Origin of the sequence: Vibrio owensii CAIM 1854 = LMG 25443 (assembly GCF_000817815.1) — a bacterium.
GTDB classification, from domain to species: Bacteria; Pseudomonadota; Gammaproteobacteria; order Enterobacterales; family Vibrionaceae; genus Vibrio; species Vibrio owensii.
This window is the reverse complement of record NZ_JPRD01000042.1, coordinates 101,711-116,900: the sequence shown is the minus strand read 5'-3', so window position 1 is coordinate 116,900 and position 15,190 is coordinate 101,711. Positions and strand designations below refer to the sequence as shown.

Annotated in this window: 18 protein-coding genes; 9 read left to right on the top strand and 9 right to left on the bottom strand. The window is 45.7% G+C overall.

Annotated elements, in window-relative coordinates; translation table 11 throughout:
• Window positions 1–67 precede the first annotated feature (67 nt).
• From H735_RS20895 to H735_RS20885, 3 genes are all read left to right on the top strand, one after another.
• Window positions 68–622, top strand: coding sequence for a sugar O-acetyltransferase (locus H735_RS20895; RefSeq protein ID WP_009705087.1), 555 nt, complete (start codon window positions 68–70; stop codon window positions 620–622).
• A gap of 121 nt (window positions 623–743) precedes the next feature.
• Window positions 744–1,559: a hypothetical protein gene (locus tag H735_RS20890; protein WP_020196622.1), complete on the top strand. Its 816-nt coding sequence runs from the start codon at window positions 744–746 to the stop codon at window positions 1,557–1,559.
• Window positions 1,560–1,603: 44 nt separating this feature from the next.
• Entirely contained in the window at window positions 1,604–1,837 is a 234-nt protein-coding gene (locus H735_RS20885; RefSeq protein ID WP_009705085.1) for a hypothetical protein, read from the top strand.
• 73 nt (window positions 1,838–1,910) lie between these two features.
• Here H735_RS20885 and H735_RS20880 read toward each other — a convergent pair whose 3' ends face one another.
• Entirely contained in the window at window positions 1,911–2,093 is a 183-nt protein-coding gene (locus H735_RS20880; protein ID WP_009705084.1) for a hypothetical protein, read from the bottom strand.
• A 199-nt stretch (window positions 2,094–2,292) separates the two neighbouring features.
• Here H735_RS20880 and H735_RS20875 point away from each other — a divergent pair, with 199 nt between their 5' ends.
• Window positions 2,293–2,910, top strand: coding sequence for a TetR/AcrR family transcriptional regulator (locus H735_RS20875; protein ID WP_227741547.1), 618 nt, complete (start codon window positions 2,293–2,295; stop codon window positions 2,908–2,910).
• A 23-nt stretch (window positions 2,911–2,933) separates the two neighbouring features.
• On the top strand, window positions 2,934–3,251 hold the full coding sequence (locus H735_RS20870) for a DnaJ family domain-containing protein (protein WP_009696887.1): 318 nt from the start codon (window positions 2,934–2,936) through the stop codon (window positions 3,249–3,251).
• A 43-nt stretch (window positions 3,252–3,294) separates the two neighbouring features.
• Here the strand turns inward: H735_RS20870 and H735_RS20865 are convergent, their stop codons facing one another.
• On the bottom strand, window positions 3,295–4,203 hold the full coding sequence (locus H735_RS20865; protein ID WP_005438170.1) for a LysR family transcriptional regulator: 909 nt from the start codon (window positions 4,201–4,203) through the stop codon (window positions 3,295–3,297).
• 150 nt (window positions 4,204–4,353) lie between these two features.
• Here H735_RS20865 and yjjG point away from each other — a divergent pair, with 150 nt between their 5' ends.
• On the top strand, window positions 4,354–5,028 hold the full coding sequence (gene yjjG / locus H735_RS20860; RefSeq protein ID WP_020196620.1) for a pyrimidine 5'-nucleotidase: 675 nt from the start codon (window positions 4,354–4,356) through the stop codon (window positions 5,026–5,028).
• A gap of 91 nt (window positions 5,029–5,119) precedes the next feature.
• Here yjjG and H735_RS20855 read toward each other — a convergent pair whose 3' ends face one another.
• Window positions 5,120–5,611, bottom strand: coding sequence for a hypothetical protein (locus tag H735_RS20855; RefSeq protein WP_020196619.1), 492 nt, complete (start codon window positions 5,609–5,611; stop codon window positions 5,120–5,122).
• A 259-nt stretch (window positions 5,612–5,870) separates the two neighbouring features.
• Here H735_RS20855 and H735_RS20850 point away from each other — a divergent pair, with 259 nt between their 5' ends.
• Window positions 5,871–6,410 carry an NUDIX domain-containing protein gene (locus H735_RS20850; protein ID WP_020196618.1) on the top strand — a complete coding sequence of 180 codons (540 nt, stop codon included), beginning with the start codon at window positions 5,871–5,873 and terminating at the stop codon, window positions 6,408–6,410.
• A gap of 121 nt (window positions 6,411–6,531) precedes the next feature.
• Here the strand turns inward: H735_RS20850 and H735_RS20845 are convergent, their stop codons facing one another.
• Window positions 6,532–6,954 (bottom strand): hypothetical protein, encoded by a 423-nt coding sequence (locus H735_RS20845; protein ID WP_020196617.1) that lies wholly within the window; start codon window positions 6,952–6,954, stop codon window positions 6,532–6,534.
• Between the two features lie 35 nt (window positions 6,955–6,989).
• A complete protein-coding gene (locus tag H735_RS20840) occupies window positions 6,990–7,310 on the bottom strand; it encodes a DUF4377 domain-containing protein (protein WP_020196616.1) in 321 nt (106 codons plus the stop codon).
• A 260-nt stretch (window positions 7,311–7,570) separates the two neighbouring features.
• On the opposite strand from H735_RS20840, the gene H735_RS20835 reads away from it, so the two are divergent.
• Window positions 7,571–8,074: a hypothetical protein gene (locus H735_RS20835; RefSeq protein ID WP_009705070.1), complete on the top strand. Its 504-nt coding sequence runs from the start codon at window positions 7,571–7,573 to the stop codon at window positions 8,072–8,074.
• Here H735_RS20835 and H735_RS20830 read toward each other — a convergent pair.
• From H735_RS20830 to rpiB, 4 genes are all read right to left on the bottom strand, one after another.
• Window positions 8,071–8,922, bottom strand: a complete 852-nt coding sequence (locus H735_RS20830; RefSeq protein WP_027726730.1) for a DUF3626 domain-containing protein — start codon at window positions 8,920–8,922, stop codon at window positions 8,071–8,073. The genes H735_RS20835 and H735_RS20830 overlap by 4 nt on opposite strands.
• A 63-nt stretch (window positions 8,923–8,985) precedes the next feature.
• Window positions 8,986–12,255 carry a mechanosensitive ion channel domain-containing protein gene (locus H735_RS20825; protein ID WP_227741546.1) on the bottom strand — a complete coding sequence of 1,090 codons (3,270 nt, stop codon included), beginning with the start codon at window positions 12,253–12,255 and terminating at the stop codon, window positions 8,986–8,988.
• Between the two features lie 148 nt (window positions 12,256–12,403).
• On the bottom strand, window positions 12,404–13,072 hold the full coding sequence (gene rpe, locus H735_RS20820; protein WP_009705067.1) for a ribulose-phosphate 3-epimerase: 669 nt from the start codon (window positions 13,070–13,072) through the stop codon (window positions 12,404–12,406).
• 1 nt (window position 13,073) lies between these two features.
• Window positions 13,074–13,514: a ribose 5-phosphate isomerase B gene (gene rpiB / locus H735_RS20815; RefSeq protein WP_009705066.1), complete on the bottom strand. Its 441-nt coding sequence runs from the start codon at window positions 13,512–13,514 to the stop codon at window positions 13,074–13,076.
• A 256-nt stretch (window positions 13,515–13,770) separates the two neighbouring features.
• On the opposite strand from rpiB, the gene H735_RS20810 reads away from it, so the two are divergent.
• Complete coding sequence (locus H735_RS20810) at window positions 13,771–15,165, top strand: sucrose-specific PTS transporter subunit IIBC (RefSeq protein WP_020196613.1); 1,395 nt, start codon at window positions 13,771–13,773, stop codon at window positions 15,163–15,165.
• Window positions 15,166–15,190: the final 25 nt, after the last annotated feature.

Genomic DNA, 15,190 nt, shown 5'->3' with positions numbered 1-15,190 from the left:
TAGAAGGTGGTAATTTACTCCTCTTTTACGCTAATCTATCGTGGTCAAAAGTTGTAGGAATGATCCAGTGACCGAATTAGAAAAAATGATGTCTGGCCAAGTGTTTAACGGCACAGACGAAGAGATCGAAGCGATCCGAACTCACGCAACTCATGCGTTGAAGGCCTTCAATAACAATACCGACGAATCTCAACGTGATGCTTTGCAAAAGGATCTGTTTGGTAAAGTTGGGATGAGTATGGTCCGAGCGCCGTTCCATTGTGAGTTTGGTAAGACGATTGAAATCGGTGAAGAGACCTTCATCAATATGAATGTCGTCATGCTTGATGGAGCCAAAATCACCATTGGTAGCCACGTACTTATTGGCCCTAGTGTGCAACTTTACACGGCATCACATTCGTTGGATTACCGCAGCCGACTTAAGTGGGAAACGTTTTGTAAACCAATCACCATTGAAGATAGTGTTTGGATTGGTGGCAACTCGGTGATCAACCAAGGGGTCACCATTGGTGCTCGCTCAGTCATTGCTGCTAACTCAGTGGTAAACAGCGATGTTCCACCAGATTGTTTGTATGGCGGTACGCCTGCCAAATTGATTCGTCGCTTAAACGAGGACGAGTAATCACACATACTCACGGCGCTTATTCTCATAATCAATAAGCGCTTGTTTACATATCGGTTTCATTAATTTATAAATTTCATGTGCTTATATTTGTTGCCTGCGAAATTTGTAAGAAGAATGTATGAAGCTGAAAGTTGTAAGTATTTGCTTAATTGTGGTGGCGGTGTTTTCGAGTGCTCGCATCTCTTTTGATGCCCAAAAGCTCGCGCTTCCGCAATGTCCCCAAGAAGAAAAAGTCGAGACTTGGGTTCAATTCGTATTTGACTACTCCATTCTCAGCGATTTCGATATAGAAGCATTGGAAGCTCGAATCGAGGAAGACCTAGCTTTTTCAAATCTTATCCTCTCAAACTCATGTATCCCCATGGTTCGTAAGAGTGCTGGTTATGAATTCTTCGATGCTCGCAACGCGAAGCCGGCAGACATGTTGTCCTCCCATTATGAACTTAATCTGCAACACCCCAGTTTGTTGGAACGTGCATACCAAGAAGCAAACTTCTATGTTGTGCTAGTGCTAAGTGAAGACAACAGTTACTTTGATTTTGAGTACAAAATCGCCGAAACGTGGGTCGATCTGTTTCCTAACTTTGTGGTTTCTTATGTACGAGCTGCTCCATTCGCCTTGGAGCATGAGTTAGGGCATTTAGCGTGGGCACAACATGATTTAAAAACACTGTCATCTCAGCTTCAGAGTAGAACACTCAACTCCATGACGACGGAGGATAACCAATCACAGATCAAGCGCTATGCTCATGCTGCTTTGTGTGGTGATTCTGGAACCATCATGAGCTACTCAGACAACCTGCTACCTGTGTATTCCAGCCCAAATATTACCTATCAAGGCCAAGTCTGTGGGGACGTTGAAACTGCCGACAATGCTCGACTATTAACTGAGTATGCGCGAGCGCTGAGGGAAAAGGTCAGTGCGAGGCTTTAGCGAGATAATTTTTAGAAAACAGAATCGATTTCAAGGAGCTTATTATGTCGAAAAAGACGGAAGTTGTTATGTGTCCTTCGTGTGGTGTGGAAACGCATCATGTTGTGGTGTTGGTCAGAAAGAAAAGTGCTTTTGAGGGAGATAAGAATCGCAGTAAGAAGGAATTCATTTCTGGTTTTCTAAAAAGCACAGTGTTTGGGGCTTTCCTTGCGTCTATGGATGAGTTCTCTCGTCATCTAATCTGCGAAAACTGCGGCAACAAGATCATTCAAGATTGATCGTGATAGTCCTCCTACCTATCAAACAAAAATGAGCTTCAATTTGAGCTCATTTTTTATCGATGCCTGTTACTTAAGAATGGAAGATCACTTGCTCGTCTTCCGTCATTACCAGCGTCGCTTTGTTTTGCTCAATAAGCTGCGCGGCATAAGAAGGCGTCACAGCTTGCATCTCGCCTTTTGCTTTTAGCGTCAGTGATTCCCACGCTTGGTCACGATATTTACCCGCTTGGGTGTATTGAATCAGTACTTTCATAGCTTCACACTCCGGTGTGGTTGACGTGCTACTTAAGTTAGCGCTCCTATGATGGTTGCGCACCTGTTAAAAATGAAACATTAGATTAACCAAATAAGACGATATGCCATTTTGAATAAATCGCAGTATTGACAGTTTAAGTTAATGTCATTAACTTAACAGCATTAACTTAATATTGTTAACTATTTATTTTGAGACAATGATGAGCGAAAAAAGCAGCAAAGGGCGTCCTGCACAAATTTCTAGAAAAGAAGTGGTTGAGTGTGCCTTAAACCTAGGGCTAGAAAATGTAAGCATGCATGCACTTGGCAAACAATTGGGGGTCAGCGCGACGGCACTGTACCGACATGTTGGCTCTAAAGATGCGTTGGTCGATTTATGTTGTGACTATGTACTAGGGAAAGTCGCATTGCCGCAAGAGAAAGACTGGGAAGCATACCTTTACACGTTTGCGAAAAACTTCAGACAAGCACTTATGTCTATTCCAGGTTCGGTCGCGTTTATTCGCCATAGTCAAAGCTTTACGCCCGCTTCAAGCGTCATCGTCAACGATGTTTTAGGTATCTTCAGAGAGGCCAAATTTGAAGCAGAAGTTGGCTTTATGGCGTTTGCGAGTGTGTATACGCGAGTAACGGACATCGTTGAGCATCAAGAACAAGCTGCGCGCAATGAACCTCAATCTTTTCCTGAATTGGACGCCGAGCAACTGCCTCATTTTGCGTGGTTAATGAGTCAAGCTAAGCCCGTGGACTATGACAAGTACTTCGATGATGGTATTCGAATCACTATCGAAGGTCTCAAAGCCGTTTACAAATAGAACGCATTACTCGAGAGGTGAATATGTCGTCATACATTGATAACGCGATCGGTGGTTGGATTCGCAATGCTGAAAAAACAGGTGAGCTGAAAGACAACCCTTACAGAGGCAAAAAGCTCGACCTTGAAGACTACTTTAAAACACCCGCTGAGCACCGAATGGGTATGAAGATTCTTAAAGACGCAAACTGCCTGCCGCCAGCGGTGCAAATGATGCAGCTTATTGAGAAGAAGCAGAAAGAATTCGAAAGCTCAGAAGATCCTGAAACGAAAGAAGTGCTGAGAAAGGAAATTATGGCGCTTAAGTTGAAGAAAGATCTTCTGATTGAGGCCAATAACTGATCTCAGCAAAACATGTGCATTCGTCAGAGGGTATTCAAATCGCTCAATAACGATCCCAGTACGGTGTATCAGTGCCGAGTTTTTCGCTGATGAAGTCGATGAACACACGCACTTTCAATGGCATGTGTTTGCGCTCTGGAAATACCGCGTAGATGGCATGCTCTGGGAGGGAAAACTCTTCCATCAGCGGTTTTAAGTTACCGGCTGCAAAGTCTTTCGCGGCGATGAAAGTCGGTAATTGTGCGATGCCAGACCCTCTTAATAGCAATTGGCGAATTGCTTCGCTGTTGTTGACCACAAAGTTGCCCTTCGGCAGTACCTTATATTCGTTACCGCTGTTGATGAACATCCATTCGACCCCGCCTCGGAAATACGAATAGCGCAAACAGTTGTGTGTCACCAAATCGCTTGGTTTGGTTGGTACGCCAAACTCTTCTAGGTATTCAGGAGAGGCACACAGCACGCTTTTACACGGAGCAAGGCGTTTAGCGACAAGGTTTGAAGTCGCAAGTTCGCCAATACGAATCCCCAAATCAAAGCCTTGTTCGACCAAATCCACCATGGCGTCTTCTAGCTGTAAATCGACCTCAATTTTCGGGTAACGTGCAAGAAATTCGCTGATAAGTGGTGCAACGTGCAATACGCCGAAAGACATGGGTGCAGTGATTTTGAGCCGACCTTGCGGTGAGCCTTGCAATTCAGAAACGGCATCGACACCTTGTTGAGCAAGATTCACTGCTTGAGAGGCGTACTCGAAGTATCGGCGTCCAGCTTCGGTTAGGCTGAGCTTTCTTGTGGTGCGATTAAGCAATCGAATACCGAGGTCATCTTCGAGTTGATTGATGCGTTTACTGATCGCCGATTTGGTGAGGTTTAACTGCTTGGCGGCAAGGGAAAAGCTGCCACATTCGACGACAGCGACAAATACTGGCAGTGACGCAATGGCATTCACGGCGTGCTCCTAGGTTATTGGGGGTTATCTATTATTAATTTTATTGTTGAGAAAAACGATACAATCATTTTCCAATTATAGAGATTATCTTCAAGAAGAAAACAATTAGACTATGCGGCAGAAAACGACCTGGATATTGGAAAGAAGAAAATGAAATACGATTGGATCTTGTTTGACGCTGACGAAACCTTGTTTCACTTTGATGCCTTCAAAGGTTTGCAGCTGATGTTTTCTCGCAAAGGCGTAGATTTCACCGAGCAAGATTTTGCGCACTACCAAACGGTCAACAAGCCACTTTGGGTAGATTACCAAGATGGTAAAGTGACGGCAGATGAGCTCAAGCACAAACGCTTTACTGAGTGGGCCGAAAAGCTCAATACCACAACGGCGGATCTCAACACTGCATTCTTAGAAGCGATGGCAGATATCTGTACTTTGTTGCCGGGTGCGAAAGAGTTGATGGAAGCGCTGCAAGGTAAAGCCAAAATGGGCATCATCACCAATGGTTTTACTGAACTGCAAGCGATTCGCCTAGAACGTACAGGTATGAGCGATTACTTCGAGCACGTGGTGATTTCTGAGCAAGTTGGTATTGCTAAGCCGGATCTGGGTATTTTTGAATACGCGATGACGCAAATGGGCAACCCATGTAAGACGCGCGTATTGATGGTGGGCGATAACCTGCATTCTGATATCTTGGGCGGTAACAACTTTGGTATTGAAACGTGTTGGTTGAACACCACAGGTGCGAGTGTGGATGAGCGTATTGCACCAAGCTACACGGTGGAATCGTTGAACGAGCTTAAGAACATCCTCGTCGCTTAAGCTTAAGCGAACGAATAATCAAAAAAAGCGCTGATTTCTCAGCGCTTTTTTGTTTCTATCGATGCTGTTTTGTATTTATCGAGCTTGCTTATTAGCTAGCGTTATTTTCAGCCAATTCACGTTGTGCTTGTTGTTCTTTCTCACCAAGTTTGAAGTAAATCTTACCGACGATGACTTCTGAAATCAGGATGGTAAACACCACCGCAAAGAAGGCGACGACACCGTTCCAAGGACCACTAAAGTCAACCTTGTCACCGAACAGAATGTTAATGGCTTCTAGCATCACGAACTTCGAACCGACCAAGATAACGTAAGTCGAGATACCACGGTAAATCTTAGGTGCCGTACCCTGCTTCGATTTAAAGTACTCTGCGATTTTGTGTTCCGCTTTAATAGACAACTTCAAGAGCAACTGAAGCAGTAATGCCGCGGCGAAAGAAATCGTAAATGAATCAATGGTTACGAAATCCCAATATTCGTCATAGAAGTTCAGTACCGTAAGGTCTACCAATACCGCCAAGGTATAACCAACAAACAGACGTTGTGGAGTGTTGAAACCGTAGACTTTATCCGATGCGCTCATAAGAACCCTCAATCAATAATGAACAAGTTTGCAAAGTCATGCCTTGCGTCGATGGGTTAACTATATGAGTTCCTCGAACTGAAAACTTGCCATTTCGCGCCATCGTAATCATTGCGATGAATGATTGTTTTGATTGGATATATTGAATGCCAATAAGCGCGTTGATTTTGAAAACCGTCTACAAACTGACACGCAAACAGCGTTAGAATGGCTTCTAATCCAATAACTAATTCCGAAGAATCAAGCAGTAAGGACTCTCATGGCAGACATCAAGCAGCTCGACAGCAAAGTGGTGTATCAAAACAAATGGATGACGGTACGTGAAGATAAGATCCAACGTCCTAGCGGGGCCGAAGGTATTTACGGTGTGGTCGACAAGCCAGACTGTGCAGCGATTCTGGCTATCGATAACGGCGTGATTCACTTAGTACAGCAGTTTCGTTACACCGTAGGGCAACGTTGTTGGGAAATCCCACAAGGTGCTTGGGAATCAAATCCAGATGCTGATCATCTTGAGTTAGCAAAAGGTGAGCTTCGAGAAGAGACGGGCATGCAAGCCAATAAGATGGAGTACGTTGGTGCGCAGTTCATCGCTTATGGGTTCTTAAACCAGACTTGCCACGTGTACTTCGCGAGTGACTTGTCTGAAGTGGGCAATCAGCTAGACAGTGAAGAAGAAGACTTGATCACACGCTCGTTCTCTGTTGAAGCGTTCGAGCAAATGATGATAAATGGTGAAATCAAAGACTGCGTCACCATTGCGGCTTATGGTTTAGCGAAATTGAAAGGCTTGGTATAAGCAAAACGAAGCTTTTAAGTTGCCCAAGGTGATAAGCTAAAAGGCTCGTGATGAGCCTTTTGTGGTTAATATTGAGATGACTTGGCGTCGCTTTTTATTGCCACAGATGCTGGCTTAATTGCTATTCACCGCCACCATCCCCACCGCCGTCTCCTCCAAAGTCTCCACCATCAGCATCGAAATCATCCGAATCAGTAGCGGGCTGTTGTTTGTGGCTGTCTTGAATCTCCGCGTAAGTCAGTAAAGCACTGACGCTCACCAGATCTGTCGCTTGGTCAAACAAAGCAAGTGAGACTTCGGATTGGAATTCAGCATGTTCACCTAGCTCTTGGCTTAGGCCCATCGGCACGTAAGCGGCTTGGCTAATCAACATTCCGTATGCGATCAGGGCAAAGGCATCATCTGTCTTGCCATTTTCTTTCAGCGCCCAGTCGATCTCTTCCTTCGAATAATCTGCTTTCTCACCATATTTGAGTGCTAATTTTGGTGTGATGTCCTTTGCGATCTCGCGAATTTGACGGTTTCGTTTCCAACTTCCAAACATAAAACTTCCTTTTCTATGGGTGGTGAATGTTATGGTTATCGCTTCTCTAACACTTCAATCAGCTCATATCGATACAAGCTCGCATCAGCTGGTGCATTCTCTGGAGTAAATCGTTGAGTGCGTTTGATTTTTAAGGTGTACTCGGAACCTGATTCAAATTCAAAACCGTCGATTTGGTCATAGAAGTAGTTACCATCCACCACCATGCATTTCATTGGTCCGACGCCCACACAGTCCACCAGTTCTGGACCTACATTAACGGTCATGATTTTTGCGGTGTCATCGGATGCGTGTTGAGCACAGCCAAATAGCGCTGCTGCCATCATAGGCAACACAACATAGCGTTTTAGATTCATTCTTTGCTCCTTAAAGGGTTACCAAATCATCATAGCAAGATTGACGAAAAGTGATGGTAAACCCGCGATAAAAAAGATAAACCCACCCTAACAATTTTTGCTTGTGTCTGTCTCTAAACGCTGTTTGTAGAACCCGACACTGTGCATTCTCGTTGCAGAGACGATTACTCATCGGGAAAAGGGATTGAGAGGATGAGCTTGAACTTTGCGATGGTGGCTTTATAGTATTCCATTCACAGACCTTTTGGCGGAGCAGTAACGTGAAATTATTGGCAGATAAAACGGGTGAGCAGTTCTTGCAGATTTTAGATGAGCAAGGTGACGCGCTAACGGTGCAATTCATCTCCAATGAAGGTGAGCCAAAAGGACAACCATTCAAAGATTCTCTCAAGGGCTTGAAGCTAGCGGGATGGTCTCATCGAACAACGTCGACTGCGATTGGTATCTCTCGATTCAAAAAGGGTTATCTAGAGGATGCGCATGTGAGCTTTGCGCTGCATCGTTTGTATCCTTTGGGACGCAAAGTCAAACTGCCAAGCGGCGAGATTGTGCAAATCGCCAGCTACGCCAATACCCACGCAGATGGCTATTACATGTTTGTTCGCCGTGATGATGAGCAAGAGTTGGTGCGCATGAAGATGTCACCAGATTGGCTGTTAATGCCATCAGAGAAGTTACTTGCTCTGCCGTATTACCCGCGCCCTCGTACTCAACAAGAGCTTAACGTGATCGACGATTTCGACAAATGGGCTGGTGGCTTTTAATCCCCAGTCTGTCGATAATCAAACCCAAATCGCGCTAAGTAGTGCCAGACTTTTTTCAAATCTTGCTCGTCAAACGCTTTTGCTTTTACCGCTTCACCAATAATGCGTGGCGTTAGCATGCCATTTTCTGCAACTTGATTTGCGATGTCTAAAATGGCTTGTCCTCGGTAGTCTGGATAAAAATTGATGTCTTCTATTGAGACACAAAAACCACTGTGCCAACGAATTTCAACTGGCAATTCACGAGCGTAATCTTCTATCTCTGTGCCTTTAAATGAAGGGTCCAGCACCAAGGCTTGAATATCTTCCTCTAAGCGCAAATCACCGTGGATTTGAGTTTCGATATAGGCGTCCAACCTGTCAGGCGCTTGTGCGTTTAACTCATCCAACAAGGGTTGAACACGTTCAATGGTCGCGAAGTGCTCGGGCTCGAAGAAGCTATCTGGATAACAGAATGTCGCTCGCTTGCTGATCTCTGGTTTCAATAAGAAGTAGCTCGAACCAAATCGGGGTGAAGCGCCAACGTTTGAACCTGAGAAGTTTAACGCGCCATACTTTGGGCGTTGATTTGGTTGGCTATTGTTGTAAACCCCATCAAACACACGTTGCTCCCAACGCCAACGCTCTCCACCTTCGTAAGCCGTCAGTCCGCCATTGCTTGTACCGGTTTCAAATTGGGATTTGAGCTTGCCATCTTGGGCTATTGCCTTAAGCAAAGGCTCGCCTCTTGAGGTGGTTCGATCTGGATGAAAGTTGATGGTCACTGCGAAAGGATGTGACTGCGCTACTCCTGCGGATTTCGAGCGAATCACATCAAGAGCGCGTTGAGTAAATGGATGATCGAGCACGACATTGACCTCTGGTTTTTCTTTCAACTTACCGAGTTTATCCGTGCGGTGCAATTGGCAGATTTAGCTTTTCTCACCATCCTGCGGCCAGTCGCGAACGTGCACATCCATTTGTGGGAAGGCGATTTCGATGTCGTTCTCTTTGAACAGTTTATCGATGTTTTTGTTGATGATGTGAATGGTCGATAAGCGGTGATCGATGGAGTTAATGTGCACACGTAACTCAAAGTCCAAACTGCTTGCCCCGAACGCTAAGAAAAAGACTGACGGAGACGGATCGTTCAGCACTAATGGATGCTCTTCCGCTACTTGATACAACAACTCTTCGACCTTTTCGACATCAGAGCCGTACGCCACGCCAATTGGAATCACAATGCGAGTGATTGAATCGGTGAGTGACCAGTTTATGAGCTTTTCGGTAATAAAGGTTTTGTTCGGCACCACAATCTCTTTGTTGTCCCAATCGATGATGGTGGTAGCGCGAGTTTGGATTTTACTCACTGTGCCAGATAGGTCATTGATGGTGACGATATCGCCAATACGAATTGGGCGCTCAAACAACAAAATCAAACCAGAGATAAAGTTTGCGAAGATCTCTTGCAGACCAAATCCCAAGCCGACACCAAATGCCGCTACGAGCCATTGCAGACGCGACCACTGAAAGCCAAGAATGGCGAAAGCAGACAGCACACCCGTCATCAAAATCAGATAGCGCAGCAAAGTGGTCACCGCGTAGCCCGTGCCGGGAGATAACTCTAAACGGCGCAGAATCAGCAGCTCCAGAATGCCCGGTAGGTTGCGCACGCCAACAAAGGTAACAAGCAAGGTGATCAGCGCATAAATCAAAGACTGTAGCGTCACGTCAACCAAGGTCGAACTGCCGCTGACCACTTCACTGACTTGCCACACCACCACTTTATCGAGCCAACTGGTCATCTCTAACGCACTCGACCATAAAGTCAGAACCGCAATAACCAAGCTAATCAAGGATAAACCGCGCAACAGTGTCATGGATTGTTCGCTGATCTGCTCGCTACCTAAGCCTTGCTCTTCCACTTCTGGGAAGTTTTCTCTGAGTTCGGCGATTTCCGGTGGCTCATCCGCTTGCTCTTGTTGCTGAGCAATTAGTTCTTCTCGGCGAGCCAGTAGGCGTTGGTAATTAAGTTGACGGTGTTCGAGTTTGAGCCAGCGTTCGCCAAGCTGATAAGTAAACAAGACGCCAAGCACGACAAACAAGGTGAGCTGCTGGTAAATGAGCAACAGCCATGCAGCAATGTACAAACCCATCAACGCCATAATGATGATGGCAATGAAGGAACCGAGGATCATCACCTTAAGGAGCAACAATCCAAGTCCGCGATTGAGTGGAACAGGCAGTGTAGATGGAATGCGATCAGACTTAAGCAAAGCGCCATACACCATCGTCATACCGACCATTAGCATCAGGAAGAACAGGCGAGATATTTCTGCTTCTTGGTCGCCGGCAACCAACTCTGCAAAGAAGATCAGCAAGAGGAAGAGGGCAAACGGAAAACGCAGGCGGTTACTCTGCTTATGAACATAATCACAAATGCGTTCTGGCCAATTTAGGTGCAGCTCCAACAAGCCTTTTTTCGAGCTCATGGCATAAATCAATTCGATCACAAACAAGGCAGAAGCGCTGGCAACGATCAGCATTTTGGATTCGGTTGCGTTGGGAGCTGGCCACAGCCAGAACAGTGCTGCTGCGGTAATGGCATACCAAAGTGGCAGAATCACAGCTCGACACATCGCCATAAACAGCAGTGAAATACTGTTTTGGAATCGGTCTTTGAGCGGGTGGCCAAACACCTTTTTGTATTCATGACGAAGTCGAGTCGTACGACGAACCAAACGACGCCCTAAATAAAACAATACCAAGGTGTAGAAAACAAACGCACCACCTACCATTTTGAGTTGGTCAGGATTAACCTCATCTTGCAGGGTTTTCAATGGGGTTTTGGTTCCAAACCAAATCTCTTTATCGAAGTCAGTCAGGTGCTGCCAGAAAGGCACATTACTGCGTGTCCAAAGTTGTTGTTCACGTAAGAATGCTCGCGCATTTTCGACTTCGATGGCGTACTGGTTGATGGTCAGTTGCAGTTTTCCTAAGGCGATAATGAGTTTTTCATAATCTTGTGAGAGCTGTTCAACTAGCTCGTGTGATAAGGTTTCTAAACGGTCTGGAGCTTTGGCATTGGATTGCGTTGCACGAACCGCATCTTCAAGCGCAAAATCATCCAGCAACTGACTGATTTCGTATTTGCGGATGTGAGCATTGGCAATCTCATCGGGTATGGTTTTGTTTTGAATTTGGTTTGGCAAACGCTGCAGCTGAGCGCGAATTGAGGCGCCAAATGCGGTGCTGTCTCGCAGCCATGATAGGTTTTCTTTGATTAGGCGCTGTTCTTCCGACAAGCTCCGGCGCTCTGATTCAAACTTTTGCCCAGCAATGCGTGCTTGGTCGATTTCTACCAACACTTGTTCTAGCTCTAGCGTGTACTGACGAAGCTGCTCGATGAGTCGCTGTTTCTCCACGTCAGATTCATCGGCTTTCGCGCTTAGCTCCCGCGCTTCGGCAATCAAACCTCTCACCGATTCTTGTTCAACTCGGGTGAGCTTGTCTTGCAGTTCAATCAGCATGGGAGAGGCTAACTGAAGCTTCTTCGCCAACAATTGCTGTTCTAATCGCACAAGCTCTGTGCGTTCATCCAAACTTTGTAGTTCAGCCGTCATCACCTCTTTTTGTAACTTAAGGTAGGTGAGATTCGCGGTCTCTAACCATTGATCTATTTCTGCGCCGTTTTCACTTTTGACCAATGAAGCTTGCTCAATTTGTTGATTCAATTGAGCCAAAGAAACGGGGAGGGAGGTTCTTGCTGCGTTGAGTTGTTTGGTCTTTTCAGCATTCGCTTGTGAAGTGGTGCGCCATTCACTCATGGCTGCCTGAAGTGACGCTATAGATTGAGATAGGTCGCTGTAACTATTGAGCTGCTTGGCCTTGAACATGTCGAGCTTGTCGGCTTCTTCGATTTGTTTGAGAAGACGCTCTCGCTGCAAGGGGAACTGGCTAATGATTTTTCGGTAATCGTCACGCGATGCTTTCTGCGCGTCGAACCCTGTAATCTGATTGAGTAGAGTTTCGTACTGACCAATCAGCGTATCGTTTTTTGGTGACTCCGCGTTCAAGCGTGCGATTTCGCTTTTCAGAAAATCGGTTTCTGGTAGGGTTTGCGCGACGGTGACAAAGGAAATCAGCAATAACAACACAGCGGTTAAGCAACGCAAGCTGTGGGCAAACATCGGCTTTATCATTCCCTTCACACCAACCTCGACTCTGAATTTATTGAGTAGAAATAAGTGTATACGCTAGATGGAATGTACGCCTGTTTTGACAAAAAATCCCCGAGCGCACCAGAAGCCAAGCACTCGGGGATAAACTAAGGAAAGATAGTTGGGGGTATTAAGCGACCGCTTTTTCGCCAAGGGCGCGTAGGTCTTGCATGGTGTCTGCGTAGCTCTTCGGTTTACCGAACAGCCCCGCAGTACCAAGAATAAAGTACTCCACTTTGTCACTCAGACGTTCAATTACTTCTGGGCTGATCGCGCCGTCGATGGCGATCTTAGTGTTGGTGCCTTTCGCTTCGATCATTTCGATAATACGCTCGATGCGGTTGTAAGCATTTGGAATAAAGGCTTGTCCGGCAAAACCAGGGTTTACCGACATCACCAAAATCACGTCCGTCACATCCAGTACGTCTTCAATCGCGCTCAATGGCGTACCAGGGTTGATTGCTAAGCCAGACTTAATGCCTTTCGCTTGGATGTTACCGAGTGAGCGATGCAGATGCGGTGGTGCTTCTGCGTGGATGTACATCAGCTTAGGGCCTAGTGCTGCAAACAAGTCGATAAACTGGTCTGGGTCCGACAACATTAGGTGCACATCGTATTCGATGTCCGTTAAGTTACGAATCGCTTTGATGTCTTCTGGGCCAAGCGCGAAGTTTGGTACAAAGTGACCGTCCATCACATCAATATGCAGCATATCGACGTTTGCTTTTTCTAGCTCTTTCAGCTCGCTTGCCAACTTAGAGAAGTCGACACACATCATTGAAGGACAAAACTTAGCCATCTTATCGCTCCTCAATTTCTGCGATTTGGTTTACACGGTTCTGATGACGACCACCTTCGAACTCTGCTTCTAACCAGCTATCGATGATCATTTTTGCTAGCTCAATACCGATAACACGAGAGCCGAACGCAAGGATGTTGGTGTTGTTGTGCTGTTTAGATAGCTGCGCCGTGTATGGGTCGCTACAAACGACTGCGCGAATGCCCGGAACTTTGTTTGCTGCTAGCGAAATGCCAACGCCTGTACCGCAAATCAAAAGACCTTGGTCTGCATCGCCACTTGTTACCGCTTTCGCGACAGCTAAACCGTATTGAGGGTAGTCAGTACGCTCTGCTGAATGCGTGCCGAAATCAATTACTTCAATACCTTTACTTTCTAAGTGTTTGATAACCAATTCTTTATGTTCGATCCCTACATGATCACAACCGATAGCAATTTTCATATTCGTAACTCTCAAGCGTTCAGATTTGCTTTAAAGTTTACAAATAAAATCACAACTGTAAACAGTGAATTTAATTGAAACTCACCAAATGTTACTTAAGTTATTGTATTTAAAATAAATAAAAGTTTACAATAAAATTCACAGAAATAAAAAATTCACAGAAAGTTTATTTTTGTGATCTCGGTAGAGGCGGAGTCTATGACTTATTGATAGCTTAATAGGCAGTTAATCCATTAATCACGAAACAGGTTTGAATATGTCTTACACGATGATTGCAGAAGAGTTGGTGGGCTCGTTAGGCGGAGAAGAAAACATTGTCTCTGTCGCTCACTGTGCCACTCGATTACGCGTAATGGTTGCCGATGAAAACAAAATTGATAAGAAACGCATCGAGGGCACCGACAAGGTAAAAGGCGCATTTTTTAACAGCGGCCAATACCAAATTATTTTCGGCACCGGAACGGTGAACCGAGTCTTTGAAGCGTTTGAGAACTTAAAGCTGAAGACAGCTTCGAAAGATGAACAACGTAAAGCGGTTGAAAAACAAGGGACGGCTTTCCAACGTGCAATTCGTACGTTTGGTGATGTTTTCGTGCCAATCATTCCAGCGCTTGTTGCGACAGGTTTGTTTATGGGTTTGCGTGGCTTGTTCATGCAGCCAGAGATCTTAGGCTTGTTTGGTCTAACGCCAGAAACCATTCCGCAAAACTTCATTCTTTATACTCAAATTCTGACGGATACTGCCTTCATTTTCCTACCAGCACTGATCGCGTGGTCGGCGGCGCGCGTGTTTGGTGGTTCTCCTTTAATTGGTCTGATTTTGGGTATGATGCTGGTGTCGCCAGCGCTGCCAAATGCATGGTTTGTGGCGTCTGGTGAGCTTGATCCAATCATGTTCTTTGGCTTTATTCCCGTGCTTGGCTACCAAGGTTCGGTCATCCCTGCTTTTATTGCCGGTATGTTGGGAGCCAAACTAGAGCGCCGTATTCGTAACTTCGTACCAGAAGCGTTGGACTTAGTAGTAACGCCATTCCTAACGCTATTGGTGATGATTACGGCTTCTCTATTTGTGATTGGTCCTATCTTCCACTGGTTAGAGCTTATTATTCTGCAAGGCGCGCAGTTCATGCTGGATCTGCCACTGGGTCTGAGCGGTATCTTGATTGGTGGTCTACAACAAATCGTTGTGATGACGGGTGTTCACCACATCTTCAACCTGCTTGAGATTCAATTGCTGACCAACACTGGTGCAAACGAATTCAACGCTATCATTACCGCCGCAATCGCTGCACAAGGTGCTGCTTGTCTTGCGGTAGGTGTGAAAACCAAAGACAAGAAACTCAAAGCTTTGGCAATGCCATCAACACTATCTGCGTTCTTGGGTATCACTGAGCCTGCGCTATACGGTGTGAACCTTCGCTTCTTCAAACCATTCATCATGGGCTTGATTGGCGGTGCAGTTGGCGGCTTCTTCGCAACGGTATTTGGTTTGAAAGCAACAGGCATGGCTATCACGGTAATTCCAGGAGCACTGCTCTACTTGAATGGTCAGATGCTGGGTTACCTAGCGGTGAACTTAATTGCTATCGGTACGGCATTTACTTTGACTTACCTATTTGGTTACTCAGACAAGATGCTGCAAGACAAGTAATCCCTTGTGTTTTCATCCCCCTGAC

What these genes read in the sequence shown, in the direction of transcription:
- H735_RS20875 (WP_227741547.1), top strand. Translation starts at nt 2,293, where the DNA reads ATGATGAGCGAAAAAAGCAGCAAAGGGCGTCCTGCACAAATTTCTAGA.
- rpiB (WP_009705066.1), bottom strand. Translation starts at nt 13,514, where the DNA reads ATGAAAATTGCTATCGGTTGTGATCATGTAGGGATCGAACATAAAGAA.
- H735_RS20850 (WP_020196618.1), top strand. Translation starts at nt 5,871, where the DNA reads ATGGCAGACATCAAGCAGCTCGACAGCAAAGTGGTGTATCAAAACAAA.
- H735_RS20825 (WP_227741546.1), bottom strand. Translation starts at nt 12,255, where the DNA reads ATGATAAAGCCGATGTTTGCCCACAGCTTGCGTTGCTTAACCGCTGTG.
- H735_RS20855 (WP_020196619.1), bottom strand. Translation starts at nt 5,611, where the DNA reads ATGAGCGCATCGGATAAAGTCTACGGTTTCAACACTCCACAACGTCTG.
- yjjG (WP_020196620.1), top strand. Translation starts at nt 4,354, where the DNA reads ATGAAATACGATTGGATCTTGTTTGACGCTGACGAAACCTTGTTTCAC.
- H735_RS20885 (WP_009705085.1), top strand. Translation starts at nt 1,604, where the DNA reads ATGTCGAAAAAGACGGAAGTTGTTATGTGTCCTTCGTGTGGTGTGGAA.
- H735_RS20870 (WP_009696887.1), top strand. Translation starts at nt 2,934, where the DNA reads ATGTCGTCATACATTGATAACGCGATCGGTGGTTGGATTCGCAATGCT.
- H735_RS20880 (WP_009705084.1), bottom strand. Translation starts at nt 2,093, where the DNA reads ATGAAAGTACTGATTCAATACACCCAAGCGGGTAAATATCGTGACCAA.
- H735_RS20890 (WP_020196622.1), top strand. Translation starts at nt 744, where the DNA reads ATGAAGCTGAAAGTTGTAAGTATTTGCTTAATTGTGGTGGCGGTGTTT.
- H735_RS20810 (WP_020196613.1), top strand. Translation starts at nt 13,771, where the DNA reads ATGTCTTACACGATGATTGCAGAAGAGTTGGTGGGCTCGTTAGGCGGA.
- H735_RS20840 (WP_020196616.1), bottom strand. Translation starts at nt 7,310, where the DNA reads ATGAATCTAAAACGCTATGTTGTGTTGCCTATGATGGCAGCAGCGCTA.
- rpe (WP_009705067.1), bottom strand. Translation starts at nt 13,072, where the DNA reads ATGGCTAAGTTTTGTCCTTCAATGATGTGTGTCGACTTCTCTAAGTTG.
- H735_RS20845 (WP_020196617.1), bottom strand. Translation starts at nt 6,954, where the DNA reads ATGTTTGGAAGTTGGAAACGAAACCGTCAAATTCGCGAGATCGCAAAG.